Consider the following 17322-nt stretch of genomic DNA (forward strand, 5'->3'; position numbering starts at 1 on the left):
AGGGAGCGATCGCCGCCAGGCACTCCGCCGACAACCACGCCGGCACCAGGCCCGCGGCGTCGGGGCGGACCCCTGGACCAGGCGTCCCGGAGGCAGGCATCCGAGCCAGCCGGTCACCCTCGACATCGGGCGCCCCGGACAGCAGCGCCTCCAGCTCCGGGGCCACCTCGATGCCGGGTTCGTCACCGGGGTCGGCCGGGTCCCACCACGCATCACCGAGCGGATCGAACAGCCGCGCCCACTCGTCCGCCCGTGGCTCGTCGGGCACCACGACGCTGCCCTCGTCGAGCAAGGCCAGTGCGAACATGTGTTCGAGTCTACGCCCAACAGGCAACGTTTGTCCAGGTCAGCGGCGAGATTTCCCGCCGCTGAGAGACATCACCCGACGGCGACCGGCGTCTTCGTCGAGACCCGGTCGCCTGCCGGCCGGCCCGTCGCCAGGGGCACGAAGATCTCGTCGGACACCTTGACGAGGAAGTCGGAGTCCAGCGGCTCGCCCGAGACGAGCAGCCGGTAGGAGATCATCGCCGAGGGCACGCTGGCGACGAGGTCGAGGTCGAGGCCGGGCCGCACCTCTCCCCGCGCGGCGGCCCGTTCGAGCAGGGCCCGGACCAGGCCCACGCGGGGCCGGACCATGCGCTCGTGCACGACCGACGCGAGCTCGGGGGCGTGCGGCAGCTCGGAGACGAGCCCGGCGAGCGCCTGCCACACCCCCTCGTCGTGGTGCTTGAGGGCCCGCAGCGCCGCGAGGTCGCCGGCCAGCGACCCCGTGTCCGGCACCCGGTCGATCGTCAGCGCGGTGTCGGCGGTGCACATCGCGGCGTCGAGGACCAGCTCGGCCTTCGATGCCCACCGCCGGTACACGGTGGCCTTGCCGGCGCCGGCGCGGGCGGCCACGGCCGCCACCGTCATGCGCTCGTAGCCCCGCTCGGCCAGCTCGTCGCGGGCGGCCTGCAGGATCTCCGCGTCGCGCGTCATGTCGCGCGGCCTGCCGAGACGTCGCGGCTCCATCGTCGGCGTCGTCATCGTGGTCAACCTCCTCCGGTATTCCCCGGATCCTTTCGCGTCGGGCGAACAAAGTTACGGAACTATCGGGTTCCAGAACCTGCCGGTTCCGATTAGCGTAACCCGCATGCCCCAAGAACCTCGCCGCTGGTGGATCCTTGCCACCGTCGCGCTCGCGCAGCTGATGGTGGTCCTCGACGCCACCATCGTGAACATCGCCATGCCTTCCGCCCAGCACGATCTCGGTTTCTCGGACAACGACCGGCAGTGGATCGTCACCGCCTACGCCCTCGCCTTCGGCAGCCTGCTGCTGCTCGGCGGGCGGCTGTCCGACCTCATCGGCCGGCGCACCACCTTCATCATCGGCCTCGTCGGCTTCGCCGGGGCCTCCGCCCTCGGCGGCGCGGCGCAGAGCTTCGACTGGCTCGTCGGCGCCCGGGCGCTGCAGGGCGCCTTCGGCGCGGTGCTCGCCCCCGCTGCCCTGTCCGTGCTGACCACGACCTTCACCGAGCCGCGCGAGCGCTCGCGGGCCTTCGGCGTCTTCGGTGGCCTCGCCGGGGCCGGCGGCGCCATCGGCCTGCTCCTCGGCGGCTTCCTCACCGAGCACTTCAACTGGCGCTGGACGCTCTACATCAACCTGTTCTTCGCGATCCTCGCGGTGATCGGCGCCATGACCTTCCTGCACTCCGCACGCGGCGAGAAGCAGAAGCTCGACATCGTCGGCGCGGTGCTCGCCGGAGCCGGCCTGTTCGCCCTCGTCTTCGGCTTCAGCCGGGCCGAACCCGCGGGCTGGAGCTCGCTGCAGACCTGGGGCCCGCTGGTCGCCTCGGGCGTGCTGCTCTCGCTCTTCGTCGTGCGCCAGCTGGTGGCCGGTCACGACGCGCTGCTCCCGCTCCCCGTGATCCTCGACCGCAACCGGGGCGCGGCCTTCCTCGGCATCCTCATCGCCGGGGCGGGCATGTTCGGCGCCTTCCTCTTCGGCACGTACTACATGCAGACGCAGCTGCACTACTCGCCGTGGCAGACCGGCCTGGCGTTCCTGCCGCAGATCGTGCTCCTGGCCGGCTTCGCGCAGCTGTCGACGAACGTGCTGCTCCCCCGGCTCGGCCCCAAGGTCATGGTGCCGATCGGGCTTGCCCTCGCCGGCCTCGGCATCCTCTCCCTCGCCCGGATCGGCGTCGGCAGCACCTACGCGGCGGACCTGCTGCCCGGCCTGGCCGTCATGGGCATCGGCATGGGCCTCGCGATGCCGGCGGCGATCCAGACCGCCACGCTCGGCGTCCGCCAGGACCACGCCGGCGTCGCGTCCGCGGTCGTGTCGACGGCCCAGCAGGTCGGCGGCGCGATCGGCACCGCGGTGCTGAACACCCTGGCGACCACCGCGGCCACCCGGTACGTCACCACGCACGCGACGAGCCGGCCACCGTCGCCCGACGTGCTGCTCCACGGCTCCCTGACGGCCTACACCACCGCCTTCGCGTGGTCCGGGTCGATCTTCCTGGTGGGCGCGCTCGTCACGGCGCTCGTCTTCCGACGCCGGTCGGCCACCATCGCCCAGCGGGTCGCGGCCCCGGTGCCGGCATCGGTCCCCGAGCCGGTCTAGCCCGTTCCTCCCCGGGCACGACGAACCCGGACGGACCCACGAGCACGGCAGCTGGTCCGAGCACGGCAGTCCCACCTGCCGTCCTCGGCGCCGGCTGCCGTGCTCGGCGTCGCGGGCGGTCCTCGGCGTCCGGGACGGTGCGCCGCCACCCAGAGTTGGCGGTGCGGTCGGACAGCGTTCACGCGGCCAGGACGGGGCGTTCAGCCTGCCCGCATAGACCGCTGCCATGCAGATCCGCAGACGCCTGGTGGGGCTCACCACCGTTGCCGCAGCCGGCCTCGCCACGGCGGGCCTCATCGCCGCGCCGAGCGGCGCCTTCGCCGCCTCCCACGGCGACTCCCGCCCGGAGACGACGATCACCACGACCGGGCTCCAGCCCGGCCAGGTCAAGCACGTGTGGCTGATCATCCTGGAGAACAAGTCGTACGACGCGACGTTCACCGGGCTGAACCAGAACAGCTACCTCTGGAAGACCCTCCCGTCCCAGGGCGCGCTGCTGCAGGACTACTACGGCACCGGCCACTACTCCCAGGACAACTACACGTCGATGGTGTCGGGCCAGTCGGCCTCGCTCGACCTGCAGTCCGACTGCGACGTGTCCGCCAGGAACCTGGGCTCGAACGCGAACATCGTCACCACGCACACCGGCGCGACGTTCGGACGCACCGACAACTTCGGCCAGGTGTTCTCCCCCGCCGGCGCCAACGCCGCCGACGGCCAGAACGGCTGCGTCTACCCCTCCGACGTCCCCACGCTGTTCAACCAGCTCGACGCCGCCAAGGTCAGCTGGAAGGGCTACGCGCAGGACCTGCACAACCAGCCCGGGCGTGAGGACGCGACGGCGGGTGGCCCCGGCACCGCGGCCAACAACCCGACGACGAACCCGACGAGCATGAAGGCGCCGTTCCAGCCGGGCGTCACGTCGCTGACGGGCGCGCAGGCGAACGACCAGTACGTCGCCAAGCACTTCCCGTTCCCGTGGTTCCACGCGATCCTCGACAACCCGGCCGACACCGACGCCGCGCACATCGCCAACCTCGACGACGGGGCGAACGGCCTGGTCGCCGACCTGCAGAAGCCGGCCGACCAGGTCCCGGCGTTCTCGTGGATCACGCCGAACAACTGCTCCGACGCGCACGACGCCACCTGCGTCGGCAACAACCTCTCCGGGGCGTTCCTCGCCAACGGGCAGCCGGACTACACGGCCGCCGGCTACCACGGCACCGACGACCCGCGGGCGACGACGCCGACGAACCACACCGGCGGCCTCTACGCCTCCGACCTGTTCCTGCAGTACTACATCCCGCTCATCGAGCGGTCGGCCGCCTTCAAGGACGGCGGGCTCATCGACATCACCTTCGACGAGGCGAACCCGCCCTTCACGAACATGTCGTTCAACAACGCCACCGACGCCACGAGCGTGGCCAAGGCCGCCTCGAAGAACGAGCTGTACCGGTACACCTCGCCGACGTCGAGGGACGTCGCGGCCGCGTCCCGGCCCTCCCCGGCCCACCAGTTCCCGGCGCCCGGCCCCCTCGCCAAGGACTACGTCAAGGCCGACCTGGCGGGCCAGAACATCGACGGAAATAACGTCACCTGGGAGCCGACCGGCCCGAACTCGACGCTGGCCACCGACGCGTTCGGCAACCAGCTGTACCCGGGTCCCGGCAACAACGCCTTCATCACCCGGCCGCCGTCGTGCGAGCAGGACACCGCGCTGGTGAACGCCGACGCCTCCAACTGCGTCTCCGGCGAGAAGGCCAGCGGCGCCGGCTACGGCTACTCGGGCGCCAAGACGATCACGGCGAGCGCCACGGCCGACAGCACGACGATCGTCGGCCCGGTCACCGCGACGGACACCGGCCGGGCGGTCTCGGGCGCCGGCATCCCGGCGGGCGCCCACATCGGCTCGGTGATCAACTCCGGCCCGGTGCTGGTCCCGGCCGCCAACCAGCCGGTGACGGTCTCGTCGTTCACGCTGGTCGACGCCAAGGGCAGGCAGCTGACGACGACCGGTCCCGTGACCGGCGTGACGCTCTCCGCCACGGGCGTGCCGGGGCACCTGGCCGCCGGCCAGACGCCGGTGGCGACGTTCGACGCCCAGGACGCCACGCCCGGCGGCGGCATCACCGGCTCGGTGCTCATCTCGCCGCTCATCAAGCCCGGCACCGTGTCCACCACGAGCTACAACCACTACTCGTGGCTGCGGACCATGGAGGACATCTTCCAGGTGTCCGAGGGCACGGCCACCGCGCCGCTGGCCGCCGGCACCGTCTCGGGCGGCCTCGACGGGCTGGGTCACCTGGGCTTCGCCGCCCAGGCGGGGCTGCGCCCGTTCGGCCCGGACGTGTTCACCAACGCGAGCCCGAAGCACTGAGCGCGACCGGTGGCGCCGCCCGGCTCCGGCCCGGCGGCGCCACCGCCGCACGACGATCGGACCTGACACCATGAATCGCCGCACCGCCGCCGCCGTGCTGCTCCTGGCCGTCGCGACAGCGCTCGCCGGCTGCTCGTCGGCCACCCCGTCCCCCGCCGCGTCCCCGGCGGGCATCGGCGCGTGGCCCTCCTTCCTCCCCTCGCCGACCGCAGCGGGCGCCGCCCACGGCAGCGCCACCGACCCGGCGCTGTCGTTCGCGGGCAGCCCCGTCGTGGTGGACGTGGCCGGCGCGACCCTGACGGTCGACGTCCAGGGCCCGTCCTACCCGGCCGGGACGCCGCTCAACGCGACGCAGGTGGCGTGCACCTTCACGGTGGTGCTGCGCGACGCGAGCGCGCCCGTCGCGCTGGGCGCCGCGCACTTCGACGTCCTCGACCACACCGGCGCGGTGCACGACCTGGCACCGGTGGCCGGGCAGCCCCTCCCGGCCACCGTCGAACCCGGCGCCACGGCCACGCTCGAGCTCGTCGCCACCGTGCCCGCCGGGGAGGGCATGCTGCGCTACGCGCCGGACGGCACGGGCACCGCCGCCGCGTGGGACTACGTCGCCGAGACGGACTGAGCCCTCCACCCACGGGCGGATGTGGAGGCTTCGAACAGGGTCCCGAGGGCCGATGCACATCACAGGCAAAGGGCGCACCATCGACGTATGGCTAGGGTCACCGGATTGATCAAGCGTCACCCCGCGCTGCGATGGGTCGCCCCCACCGCGGCCGTCGCCGTCGCCGCCGCCGTCGCGGTCGCGACCACCGCCGCGGCGCGCGCCGACGACCATCCCGTCCTGCCGGCGGTCACCGCCGAGCAGCTGCTGACCGACACGATGTCGACCACGACGCAGAGCCTGTCCGGGACCGCCAAGGTCACCGCGAACCTCGGGCTCCCGCAGATCCCCGGGATCAGCGGCGCCGTGAGCGGCACCGGCGTGGTGCCGGGTGGCGCCGCGTCGCTCGCGGCCGGCTCGTCCAGCGCGTCACCCGCCCTCACCGGCCTCACCACGCTCCTGACCGGCAGCCACACGCTGCGCGTCTGGGCCGACGGCCCGCAGCGCTCGCGCGTCGCGATCATCACCGACGGCGGCGAGTCGGACGTGATCCGCAACGGCACCGACCTGTGGCTGTGGCAGAGCGCCGGCAAGCAGGCGCTGCACGCGACGCTCCCCGCGACGTCGGCGGCCGACAAGGCCAAGCAGCTGACGCCCGCCGAGCAGCAGCAGCTCCAGAAGGTCCTCGGCCAGCTGCCCAGCACGCCGCAGCAGGCGGCGCAGCAGCTCCTCGCCGCGGCCGGTACCAGCACCGACGTCTCCGTCGGCGCGACGACCAGGGTCGCCGGGCACCCCGCCTACCAGCTGGTCGCCACGCCGAAGGACAAGGGCACGCTCGTGTCCCGCATCGTCGTGGCCATCGACTCCACCACGTACGTGCCGCTGAAGACCGACGTCTACTCGACGCAGCTCAGCGCCCCGGCCGTCTCCGTGGGCTTCACCGACGTCAGCTTCACCGCGCCGTCCGCCGACACCTTCACGTTCACGCCGCCGGCCGGCACCACGGTGCAGCAGTGGACGGCGCCCACGGGCACGCCTGAGAAGCCCTCCGGCACCACCGGCACCAAGCCCGACGTCGCCGTCACCGGCACGGGCTGGGCCACCGTGGTCGTCGCGCACCTGCCGGCCGGGTCGCCCGTCGCCGGGTTGTCCGAGGGCACGGCCAACGGCAAGGGCGCCGGCGCGCTCGGGATGCTCCCGGCCGTCAGCGGCAGCTGGGGCAGCGGGCACGCCCTGACCGGGACGCTGTTCTCCGCCATCGTCACCACCGACGGCCGGGTCGCGATCGGCGCGGTGCCCGTGGAGACGCTGGAGAGCGCCCTGGCCCACGCCGGAACCGGGCAGTGACGCCGGCCCTCGCCACGGCGGGGCTGACCAAGCGCTTCGGGGCGCAGACCGCGGTCGACGGGATCGACCTCGACGTCCCAGCCGGGGCCGTCTACGGCTTCCTCGGGCCCAACGGCTCGGGCAAGACGACGACGATCCGGATGGCGCTCGGCCTGATCCGGCCCACGGCGGGCACGGTCACGCTCCTCGGCCGGCCGATGCCGGGTGACCTCGGCGAGGTGCTCCCCCGCGTGGGGGCCCTCGTCGAGGGCCCGGCGTTCCACCCCTACCTGTCGGGGCGCGCCAACCTCGAGCGGCTCGACGCCGCCGACCGGTTCGCCGACCCGCGGACCGCGCGCCGCCGCATCGACGCCGCCCTCGACCGGGTCGGCCTGCTGCACGCGGCCGCCAAGCGCTACCGCGCCTACTCCCTCGGGATGCGGCAGCGGCTCGGGATCGCCGCGGCGCTCCTGATGCCCCGCGAGATGCTCGTGCTCGACGAGCCGACGAACGGCCTCGACCCGCAGGGCACCCGCGAGGTGCGCCAGCTCATCGCCTCCCTCGGCGCCGAGGGCGTGACGATCCTCGTCTCCAGCCACCTGCTGTCGGAGGTCGAGCAGATCTGCACGCACCTCGGCGTCATGCGCACCGGCACGCTCGTCGCGCAGGGGCGGGCCGACGAGCTGCGCGCGTCGCGGCAGGCGACGGTGCGGCTGGCGACACCGGACGTCGCGGCCGCCGCCGGCGTCATGGAGCGGATGGGCCTGTCCGACGTGGCGACCGCCGACCAGTCGGTCACCGCGGTGCTGGGCGACGTGGCGTCCGAGGACGTGGTCGCCGCCCTCGTCGGGGCGGGCGTCGCGGTGCGCGAGCTCGTCGTCAACCGCGCCCGCCTCGAGGACCTGTTCATCGAGCTGACCGGGGAGGGCTTCGATGCCGGCCGCTGAACCCGTCGGCCTCCCGGCGACCGCGATCTCCGCGCCCGACGAGGCGGCCTCGGACCTGCAGGGCGCCGCGCTCGCCGCGCCCGCACCCGCCGCCGTGGCCCAGCCCGCCGTCGCCGCGTGGCTGCGCCTGCTGCGCTCGGAGATGCGCCTCATGCTGAGCCGGCGGCGCAACCAGGCGGGCCTGGGCGTGCTGGCCGCCATCCCGATCGTCATGGCGATCGCCGTGAAGATCGCCGACCCGAGCAACCAGCACCAGGGCGAGAGCTTCCTCGCGTCGATCGTCGGCAACGGCTTCTTCGTGGCGCTCGCCGCCCTCGTCGTCGAGATCGGCCTGTTCCTGCCCCTGGCGATCGCCATGCTGTCCGGCGACGCCGTCGCCGGCGAGGCGCAGATCGGCACGCTGCGCGGCCTGCTCGTCGTGCCCGTGCCCCGCACCCGCCTGCTCGCGACGAAGTACGTCGCGCTCGTCCTCGGCTCGTTCCTCGGCGTGCTCGTCGTCGCCGTCGCGGGGCTCGTCGCGGGCGGCGCGCTGTTCGGGCTGCACCCCGTCGCCACGCTCTCGGGCACCACCCTCGCGCTGCCCGTCGCCCTGTGGCGGCTGCTGCTCGTCGTGCTCTACGTCACCGCGTTCCTCGCGGCCCTGTCGGCGCTCGGGTTGTTCGTGTCGACGCTGACCGAGCAGCCGCTGGGCGCGACCGTGGCGGTCGCCCTCATCAGCACCACGATGTGGATCCTCGACTCCATCCCCCAGCTCGGCTGGCTGCACCCGTGGCTGCTCGTCGACAAGCAGGTGGCGCTCGCCGACATGCTGCGCGACCCCATCTACTGGCCGACGATGCGGCTCGGCCTCCTGACCGACCTCGCCTACGTCGTCGTCTTCCTGCTCGCCGCCTGGGCGCGGTTCGCGGACAAGGACGTCTCCGGCTGAGCCGTCCCGGCCAGCTCCGAGATCCGCCGGTCGAGCAGCCGCGCCTCCGCCGGTGAGCGGACGAGCTCGCGCGCGGCCCGCGTCGCGCGCAGCGCCTCGTCGCGCCGACCGGCCCGCCGCAGCAGCTCGCCGCGTACCGCGCTGAGCAGGTGCGACCCGTCCAGCTCCTTCGGCCGGCCCAGGTCGTCGAGCGCCGCCAGCCCGGCCTCCGGCCCGTCGCGCATCGCCATCGCGACCGCCCGGTTGAGCCGGACCACGGGCGAGGGGCGCACGGCCAGCAGCCGGTCGTAGAGGTGCACCACCATCGCCCAGTCGGTGTCGGCCGCCGTCGCCGCGCGTGCGTGCTGCGCGGCGAGCGCCGCCTGCAGCGCGTACCAGCCGTCGCCCTCACTCAGCGCCGAGCGCGCCAGCGCCTGCCCCTCCTCGATCGCGGCACGGTCCCACGCCGACCGGTCCTGGTCCTCGAGCAGCACCGTGTCCCAGTGCTCGTCGAACCGGGCGGCCCGGCGCGACCACTGCAGCAGGAGCAGCGCCAGCAGCCCGCGCGCCTCCGCGTCCGCGGGGTGCTCGGCGACCAGCAGGCGGGCCAGCCGGATCGCCTCGCCCGCGAGATCGTCGCGCACCACCGCGCCGTTGGACGGCGCGTAGGCCTCGGTGAACACGAGGTACACCACCGCCAGCACGCCGCCCAGCCGCTCCTCGCGCAGCCCCGGCGGCGGCACGCGGTACGGGATGCCGGCGTGGGCGATCTTCTGCTTCGCGCGCAGGATCCGCTGCGACACCGTCGCCTCGCTGACGAGGAACAGGCGGGCGATCTCGGCGGTGGTCAGCCCCATCACCGCGCGCAGCGTCAGGGCGATCCGGCCCTCCATCGGCAGTGCCGGGTGGCAGCAGGTGAACACCAGCCGCAGCCGCTCGTCGTCCTCCGCGGTCTCCGGCACCACGAGGCGCCCGGCCTCCTCGACCCGGGACTGCTCGGTGCGCCGGCGGCGCAGCACGTCGATCGCGCGGTTGCGGGCCGCGGTGACGAGCCACGCCCCGGGGTTGCGCGGCAGGCCGTCGCGCTGCCACGCGCGCAGCGCGAGGACGAACGCGTCCTGGGCGCAGTCCTCGGCCAGCGACCAGTCCCCCGTCAGCCGCACCATCGTGCCGAACACGACCGCCCACTCGTCGCGGTGCGCGCGCTCCAGGGCGGCACGCACCGCGACGAGATCGGTGGGCTCGGCCATCTACCGCTCGTCGGCCTGCAGGTCGAGCGGCCACACGGGCCGGAGCTCGATCGCCCCGAAGCGCGCCATCGGGTGGCGCGACACGTAGTCGATCGCCTCGTCGAGGTCGGCGCACTCCAGCACGTCGTAGCCGGCGATCAGCTCGGTGACCTCGGCGAACGGCCCGTCCGTCACGAGCGTGCCGCCACCGACCCTCCGCACGGTCTTCGTCTCGGCCACGGGCCGCAGCCGGTCGCCGCGGACGTTGAACCCGCGCTCGATGCCTTCGCGGACCCACTCCGCGATGTGGTCCTCCGCCGGGTCGTACGGCTCGGCGGTCGGGTCCTCGTGCACGATCGAGACGAACTGCATGTCAGGCCTCCTCGTCGAAGGGCCACGAGGCCCGGACCTCGACCCGGCCGCCCTCGGCCCCGGGATGGTGGGCGGCCAGCTCGACAGCCTGGTCGATGTCCGGCACGTCCAGCACGTCGAACCCGCCGATCCACTCGTCGGCCTCGGCGAACGGGCCGCTGGTGACGACCACGTCGCCGCCGCGCACCCGCACCACGGTCGAGTCCGCGGGCGGCCGCAGCCGCGCCCCGTAGCGGCGCACCGGCGCCACCTCGTCGAGCCACTCCTTGAGCGCGTCCCGCTCCGGCCGGGCCGGGGTGTCCTGCTCGGGCGCGTTGTTGATGACGAACATCACATGCTCCACGGCGTCCTCCTTCTGTCGCACCGTACGCAGGCACGACGAACGAGGGCATCCCGAATCCGACAACCGCCGGCGGCGGCTTCAGCGGGCGACGGCCACGAGGCGGCGCGGGAGCACCACGAGCACGGTCGCGCCGGTGATCATCGCCACCGCGAGGTAGGTGGTCCACCGCCCGCCGACGCCCGTGGCCAGGTCCACGAGCACCGCCGTGGCCATCTGCCCGACGACGACGCCGAGGGTCAGCGCGAACGTGCCGAGGTGCCGGATCGCCCACGCGGCGCAGCCGGTGATCGCCGCCCCGAGCGGACCGCCGAGGTACAGCCACCACTGCCCGGGCCCCGGCCACTGGACCGTGCCGAGGTGGCCCGTCGCCCACACGACCGCGACCAGGGCGCTGATGCCCACCGTGCCGCCGCCCGACGAGGTCAGCACGGGCAGCACCGGGTCGCCGGTGACGAGGTTGACGCGGCCGTTGCCGGCCTGCTGGCCGGCGAGGATCGCGCCGCTGACGAACATCGCGACCCCGAGGCCGACGACCTTGCCCAGGCTCGTCGTCGGCGCCGACCCGACGGCGACCACGAGGCCGGCCACGGCGACCGTCGCGGCGGCGAGACGGCGGCCGGACAGCCGCAGCGGCGCCGGCACGCCCACACCACGCGCGTCGAGGCCCAGCCCGGCCAGCGTCTGGCCGGCGACGGAGCACACCGACGCGATCGCGACGCCCACCACGGGGATGCCGAGCGCGAACATGACGACGATCGGCACGCCGCACAGGCCGACCGCGTACCACCACCACTGCGCCTCGTGCGCGAGGACGTGCGCGGTGCGGCGGGTGCGCCCCTGCAGGACGATGACGATCGCCGTCGTGAGGAACGTGCCGACGTAGCTGGTCCACGTGGCGACGAGCGCGCCCGCCCCGGCGGTCGTCAGGTCGCCGTTGAACCGCCCCTGCGCGGCGATGAGGGCGCCGCCGAGGGCCGCCACGAGGACCGCAGGGATCACCAGGGTCCGCTGCGCCTCGCTCGTCGTCACGCCTGGACACTACCGGCGCCGACGACCCGGGCCTCAGCGGGTGCTGCGGACCTCCTCGACGAACCTGGCGGACCGCTCGCGCAGCTCGGCGATGCGGCGCTCGACGATGAGCTCGCGCATCGCCTCGGCGTCGTCGCCCACCTCGGAGCGCGTCGGCGGGCGGCGCACGTTCTGGCTGCAGCGGAAGTCGGTGCAGATGAGCGTGCCGATGGTGTTGCCGGCCTTGCCCGAGGCGCCGCCTCGTCGGGCGACGTAGAGCGTGACGTCGTCGGTCACGACGATGTCCGCGCACCACTGGCACACGGCCTTCTTCCGCCGGCCGCCCTTGTCGGTGGCGCGCAGCAGGACGCCCACGGGCTCGTCGTCCAGCTCGACCACGACGTAGGCCGCCAGCGGGGCCTTGCGGTCGCGCCAGCCGAGGTAGTCGAGGCGGTCCCACGCCACGGCGTCGAGGTCCGGCAGTGTCGCATCGGCGGCCTCGCGCCTGGAGGCGTTGACGAAGGAGGCGCGGATCTGCTTCTCGGTGAGCGGGCGCATGGCTGTCTCTCGGAGGCGGCGTCGGGGGCCCGGCGATGCTACGTGTCGACCGTCGCGGCGTGCCTGCGATTTCCCGGGGCACCCGTCACGGTGACGGGCAGCTGAGGCCGGCGGCCTTGTACACGGCGTAGCGGCGACCCTCGGGGTCGAACGTGAACCCGAGGTAGTTCTTGTAGAACGTGAAGTGCGCCGTGAAGCCGGAGTACACGTTCATCAACCGGTCGCCGGCGGTGTCGTACTCCGCGTAGGTGCCGAGCGCGGCGGCACGGACGTCCACGCCGGCCGCCGTCGCCAGGGCGAAGGCGTAGCAGGCCTGGTTGGCCACGCAGAACGCCCACTTGAGGTACTTGAACTTCACGGAGATCGACGTCCGGGAGGGGAAGGCACCGAGCTTCGGCGCCAGGATCTGCTCGAGGAAGTCCACGTCCTCGGCGGTCACCGCCGGCATGTCCAGCACCGTGTCGTCCCCGACGCCGGAGCTCTTGTACGCCTTGGAGCCCTCCATCGCCCACAGCGTGTGGTGGATCACCCGCGGGAACGCGCAGCCCCACAGCCACGCGAAGCCGTCGGAGGCGAAGGCGTCCTTGAACTGCTTGAGCGCCGCCGCGTCCATCGTGGGCGCGATGAAGTCGAGCCGAGGCCGGGCGTCCTTGTCGTCGGGATCGCGCAACGTGCCGTTCACCGGCACCGTCACGACGATCGGTGTACCGCCCGGCACCGGCACGGTGATCTCGATCTGCCGGTCGTCGGTGCTGTTCACCAGGATCGGGCCGCCCATCCAGCCGTGGCTGAAGATGCTGAGCTCCACCAGCGACCCCGGGTCGGTGGCGCCGATGTCGCGGACCTTCGCGTAGACGTCGGTGATGGACATGACGGTGTACTGCCCCGGCTTGAACCGGGTGTGGCCGCCGGCCGTGGTGTAGCTCGTGCGGTCCACCGCCGTGAACGGCGTCGTCGTCGTGACGCTCTCGGTGCGCTTGCCGCCGGGGAACGTGATCTCCCGCACCTCCACCTGGCCGGCGCGGACGTCCATGGTGATGAACCGCAGGTCGTCGTGCTTGGTGTTCTTGCGGTCCAGGAGCTTGCGACGGTTGTCGGCCAGCGACCGGAAGTCGACTCCGCTGAACTCGTAGTCGACCCCGGCCACCAGCAGGATCTGCTTCACGGGGACTCACCTCCGCCGCGGCGTCAGTTGGCCGGCTGCCAGTCCTCGCCGACCTTCTGCCACTCCGGCAGCGCGTCGTCGGGCCGCAGCTTGACCAGGGTGGTCGGCAGCCGCACCAGCCACGGGTCGCCCTGCGCGACCTCGTCGCCGGGGGCGCCCTGCGCCTCCTGGATCTCCTTGACGATCGGGACGTACATGGAGCTGCTGATGTCCGGCGGCGGCCCGCCGTTCCAGATCTCGCCGGTCTCCAGGTAGTGGACCACCGCGGCCTCGAAGCCGGGGCGGACGGGGAAGACGACCCGCCCGGCACCCGCCCGCAGGAAGTCCGCGAAGTCGGGGTCCACGTCGTCGAGCAGCATCCGGTGCTGCCACGCCGGCTTCCAGCCCCAGAAGTACGGGTAGAAGAAGTAGACGAGGTGCTCCCACTCGAAGGCCTGCTCGAAGAAGCGCACGTACGGCATCTGCGCGTCGGCGCGGGCGAGGTTCGGCTGCGGGTAGCCCTGCGACGAGACCTCGAGCGCGCCGAAGGCGTCGAACTGCTGCGCGGTCAGCAGCGTCAGGCACTGCTTGCGCAGCTCGGTCGTCGTGATGCGCTGGTTCCACATCGGGTTGCGCCCGCTGATGACGACGCCGGTGGCGGCGGCGGCCTCGGCCAGCTTGTTCTCGTAGTCCTGCAGCTTCGCCTGGTAGCCCTGCGTGATCGCGTCGTGCGCCTTGAGCTGCCACGCCTTGAAGGCGCGCGTCGTCCGCTCGCAGAACACCTCGACGGTCGCGGCGAAGTCACGCACCTGGAAGGTGATCGACGAGAAGCCGACCGACCCGACCTCGCCGCTCATGTCGACGTAGCCGACCGAGCCGAGCATGTCGTTGTAGTTGCTGCCGATGACCAGCGCCCAGTACGCCTTGTCGTAGGCCTCCCACGCGCACTGGATCAGCGCGTACTTGGCCTGGTAGCCGTCGTCGATCGCCAGCTCCTCGGACTTCGACGACTCGTGCGGGTCCTCCGGCATGACGCCGTCGAACGACTTGGTCACGGTCTTGTAGGGCGGCGGCGGCGCCTCGAGGCCCGTGACGTCGTACTTGGCGCCCCAGAGCGCGTAGTTCGACTCGGTGATCTGGTCGGCGCTCAAGGTGAACGGCGCCGGCTTGACGAGCTGCTGGCCCTCCTCCGTGGTGACCTGCTGGGCGACGATGAACGCCGTCCCCGGCTCGGGCACCGTGACGTCGAAGAGCATCCGCTTGCCGTAGTTGTAGACCTGCGCCTGCAGCACCTTGTCGACCCACTGGTAGACGCCGCTGATGTTGCCCGCGCCGGCCGTGTTGTCGAAGCCGTGGCTGTAGGTCTCCTCGAACTCCGTCAGCGTCGTCGTGGTGCGCCGTTCCAGGACGCGCTCGACGACCTTGCTGACCGAGCGGGCGACGACGTCCTTGCTGAACTCGGCCGACTGCTTCGTCGACTCCTCGCTCGAGCTGTTCGTCGCGAAGTCCGCGTTGGCCTTGACCTCGACGAACGGGCCGTACTTCGCGTCGACCGAGACGCCCGCCTTGAACTGCGTGTCGTCCTTGATGGTGCTGCTGGTCTCGCGCGCCAGCGAGAAGCGGTCGGTCGACTGCGTGTCCCGCTCGTCCTCCTTCGTCGTCTCCGTCTCGGTGAGGACGCTGGTCTCGGTGCGCTCGAGGTGGCGCGTGCGGCGCTCCAGGTGCTCCGACTTCAGCACGTTCTCCACGTGGGCGAGCTCGCCGCCCTCGTAGCGCAGCACGTGCTGCTTGACCATGAGCAGGTCGCCGACCCCGACGGGACGGATGCTGCCGTGGCCCGACGGCATGCCCGTCGCGGGGCTGCCGACGTAGTCGCCCGCCTGGCCGGCCGGCGCGAACACGCTGCCGACCTGCGCGATGATCGCGGCGTTCAGCGCCTTGGCCGCCTCGACGGGCAGCAGCGCCTCGGTCTTGGCGTCGTTCAGCGCGAGCATCACCTCGGGCAGCGCGGTGGTCGCCGGGTCGATGCCGAGGGTCCCGAGGGTCGCCCGCACGCCGTCCGGCAGCTGGGCGATCCGGTCGGCGGCCAGCCGCCACGGCGTGCCCACCTGGGTGGCGCCGCGCACGGTGCCCGCCGGTGGTTCGCCGAGCTGGCGCTCGAGGTCGGCCACCCGGCCGGCCAGGCTGTCGACGGCCGGCGTCAAGGTGACGCCCTCGGCCGGCGCCGTGTGGAAGTCGCCCGCGCGCACCGCACCCAGGGCCGCGATCGCGGCGTCGATCTGGGCGGCCAGCTGCTCGCCCGGCGGGGTCGGGGCGGGCGGTGGCGGCGCGGCGGGTCCCTGCGCACCGGGCGCCTGCACGAGCCGACGGTCGGGCAGGTCCGCGCCCTTGGCGTCGGTGGCGAACTCCGGCATCTGCAGCGGGCGCAGGGCCACCGGGTCGGCCCCGCCGGCGGCCCTCCGGACGGCGTCGTAGCCCTGGGCGACCGCGGCCAGTCCGCGCGCGTCGGTCTGCGCCGAGTCGGACACCAGCTTCGTGGCCACCAGCGTGTCGGCCAGGTGCAGCTCGTCGGCCTGGAAGCCGGCACCGCCGACGAGCTTGGCCAACGTGCCGCTCTCGAACGTCCCGACGAGCGCGCGCACGTCGGCCAGCGGCCGCGGCCCCTGCGCGAGGGCGGCGTGCACCGCGACGGCCATCGCGCCGTGGGCGAGGTCCTCGACCTTCGCCACCGGCGGCCCGCCCCGCAGCAGCTCCACGGCCTGCCTACGCGCGACGGCCTTCGTGGCGCCGACGTCGATCTTGTCCGGCGCGAGCACCTGGACGTCGCCCGGCGCGGGCAGGTCGGCCGGCCGGAGCATGAGGAATCGGAACAGCTCGTCCATCGGAGCCACCTCCAGGAACGGCGCGATGCGGCCGGCTGCGCCGGCGCATCTGGGTTGCCGTGGAGGAGCCCGGCGCCGGTGGTCAGATACGCCCGCCGCGGGCTCGCCGATCCGCTGGCTCACCCGGTGCGCTGACCAGTGACGACGTCGGCGGACTTCACCCGGCCCGGCACCAGCCGGACCGCTCACCCCCGACCAGGGGCGTGCGTCGAGGGCGCGTCGCGCAGGTCACCACACGGCGCGGAGGAACTCGTCGACGACGGCCGCCGCCTCGGCCGGCCGTTCCAGGAGCAGAAAGTGGCCGGCCTCCGCGATGAGTCGCAGCGTGGCGCCCGGGACGGCCGCGGCGATCTCCTCCCCCGCGGCCACGGGAATCAGGCGGTCCTCGGCCCCGTGGACAACGAACGTCGGGCAGGCGACGCCGGCGAGGATGTCGAGCGAGTCGGAGCGGCCCATCGTCGCGGTCTGCTGCCGGAGGAATCGGTCCGGTCCCACCGTTGCGGCCATGCTCCGCCAGGCCTGGAGGAGCCCGGGGTCCGACTCGTTCCGCTCGGCGACCACGCCGCGGAAGGCGGCATCGACGAGCTCGTCGAAGTGGCCCTGCTCCACGAGCTGGGACTGCTTGCGGCGGGCTGCGAGCTGCTCGTTGGAATCCGCCCGGGCGGACGTGCTGACCAGCGCGAGCCCGGCCACCCGCCCGGGCGCCTGCCGGGCGACCTCGAGCGCGACGTAGCCGCCCATGCTCGTGCCGAGCAACGCGAACCGAGCCGGCGCGTCCCGCAGGATGCGCTCCGCCATCCCCGCGACCGTGTCGTCATGAAGCGTGTCGGCCACGGTGACCGCGCCGTGCGACCACGCCGTGTCCAGGACCGACGCGTACACCCGCGCAGAGCACAGCAGGGGCGGGACGAGAACCGTTTCCACACGAACAACCTCGCACGGGCCACCCACATCAGCTCCCGGCCGGCCATTCATCTCCAATTGCGCGAGACAAGTCACGCGGCCGCTGGCACCCGGGAC

Annotated in this window: 15 protein-coding genes; 6 read left to right on the plus strand and 9 right to left on the minus strand. The window is 73.1% G+C overall.

Annotation, left to right across the window (positions count from 1 at the left end; genetic code table 11):
* Positions 1–378: 378 nt before the first annotated feature.
* Positions 379–1026 (minus strand): TetR/AcrR family transcriptional regulator, encoded by a 648-nt coding sequence (locus BGO37_RS13340; RefSeq protein ID WP_291755603.1) that lies wholly within the window; start codon positions 1024–1026, stop codon positions 379–381.
* Positions 1027–1132: 106 nt separating this feature from the next.
* Here BGO37_RS13340 and BGO37_RS13345 point away from each other — a divergent pair, with 106 nt between their 5' ends.
* The 6 genes from BGO37_RS13345 (at position 1133) to BGO37_RS13370 (ending at position 8787) form a co-directional block, all read left to right on the plus strand.
* Positions 1133–2608, plus strand: a complete 1476-nt coding sequence (locus tag BGO37_RS13345) for an MFS transporter (protein ID WP_291755604.1) — start codon at positions 1133–1135, stop codon at positions 2606–2608.
* 226 nt (positions 2609–2834) lie between these two features.
* Positions 2835–4985 carry an alkaline phosphatase family protein gene (locus tag BGO37_RS13350; RefSeq protein ID WP_291755605.1) on the plus strand — a complete coding sequence of 717 codons (2151 nt, stop codon included), beginning with the start codon at positions 2835–2837 and terminating at the stop codon, positions 4983–4985.
* 70 nt (positions 4986–5055) lie between these two features.
* Positions 5056–5607 (plus strand): hypothetical protein, encoded by a 552-nt coding sequence (locus BGO37_RS13355; protein ID WP_291755606.1) that lies wholly within the window; start codon positions 5056–5058, stop codon positions 5605–5607.
* 87 nt (positions 5608–5694) lie between these two features.
* Positions 5695–6933 carry a hypothetical protein gene (locus BGO37_RS13360; RefSeq protein WP_291755607.1) on the plus strand — a complete coding sequence of 413 codons (1239 nt, stop codon included), beginning with the start codon at positions 5695–5697 and terminating at the stop codon, positions 6931–6933.
* Positions 6930–7859 carry an ATP-binding cassette domain-containing protein gene (locus BGO37_RS13365; RefSeq protein WP_291755608.1) on the plus strand — a complete coding sequence of 310 codons (930 nt, stop codon included), beginning with the start codon at positions 6930–6932 and terminating at the stop codon, positions 7857–7859. The genes BGO37_RS13360 and BGO37_RS13365 overlap by 4 nt, the downstream gene beginning before the upstream one ends.
* Entirely contained in the window at positions 7846–8787 is a 942-nt protein-coding gene (locus tag BGO37_RS13370) for an ABC transporter permease (protein ID WP_291755609.1), read from the plus strand. Before BGO37_RS13365 ends, BGO37_RS13370 begins: the two co-directional genes overlap by 14 nt.
* Here the strand turns inward: BGO37_RS13370 and BGO37_RS13375 are convergent.
* From BGO37_RS13375 to BGO37_RS13410, 8 genes are all read right to left on the minus strand, one after another.
* Complete coding sequence (locus BGO37_RS13375; RefSeq protein WP_291755610.1) at positions 8724–10016, minus strand: sigma-70 family RNA polymerase sigma factor; 1293 nt, start codon at positions 10014–10016, stop codon at positions 8724–8726. The two genes, BGO37_RS13370 and BGO37_RS13375, sit on opposite strands and share 64 nt — an antisense overlap.
* Positions 10017–10367: a YciI family protein gene (locus tag BGO37_RS13380; protein WP_291755611.1), complete on the minus strand. Its 351-nt coding sequence runs from the start codon at positions 10365–10367 to the stop codon at positions 10017–10019.
* A 1-nt stretch (position 10368) separates the two neighbouring features.
* Positions 10369–10710, minus strand: coding sequence for a YciI family protein (locus BGO37_RS13385; protein ID WP_291755612.1), 342 nt, complete (start codon positions 10708–10710; stop codon positions 10369–10371).
* Between the two features lie 78 nt (positions 10711–10788).
* A complete protein-coding gene (locus tag BGO37_RS13390) occupies positions 10789–11739 on the minus strand; it encodes a DMT family transporter (RefSeq protein WP_291755613.1) in 951 nt (316 codons plus the stop codon).
* A 33-nt stretch (positions 11740–11772) separates the two neighbouring features.
* Positions 11773–12276, minus strand: a complete 504-nt coding sequence (locus BGO37_RS13395) for an FBP domain-containing protein (RefSeq protein ID WP_291755614.1) — start codon at positions 12274–12276, stop codon at positions 11773–11775.
* A gap of 85 nt (positions 12277–12361) precedes the next feature.
* Positions 12362–13441 carry a hypothetical protein gene (locus BGO37_RS13400; protein ID WP_291755615.1) on the minus strand — a complete coding sequence of 360 codons (1080 nt, stop codon included), beginning with the start codon at positions 13439–13441 and terminating at the stop codon, positions 12362–12364.
* A 23-nt stretch (positions 13442–13464) separates the two neighbouring features.
* Positions 13465–16302, minus strand: coding sequence for a hypothetical protein (locus tag BGO37_RS13405; protein WP_291755616.1), 2838 nt, complete (start codon positions 16300–16302; stop codon positions 13465–13467).
* A gap of 228 nt (positions 16303–16530) precedes the next feature.
* Positions 16531–17184: an alpha/beta fold hydrolase gene (locus BGO37_RS13410; RefSeq protein WP_291755617.1), complete on the minus strand. Its 654-nt coding sequence runs from the start codon at positions 17182–17184 to the stop codon at positions 16531–16533.
* Positions 17185–17322: the final 138 nt, after the last annotated feature.

Origin of the sequence: Cellulomonas sp. 73-92 (assembly GCF_001898175.1) — a bacterium.
Taxonomy (GTDB): Bacteria; Actinomycetota; Actinomycetes; order Actinomycetales; family Cellulomonadaceae; genus Cellulomonas.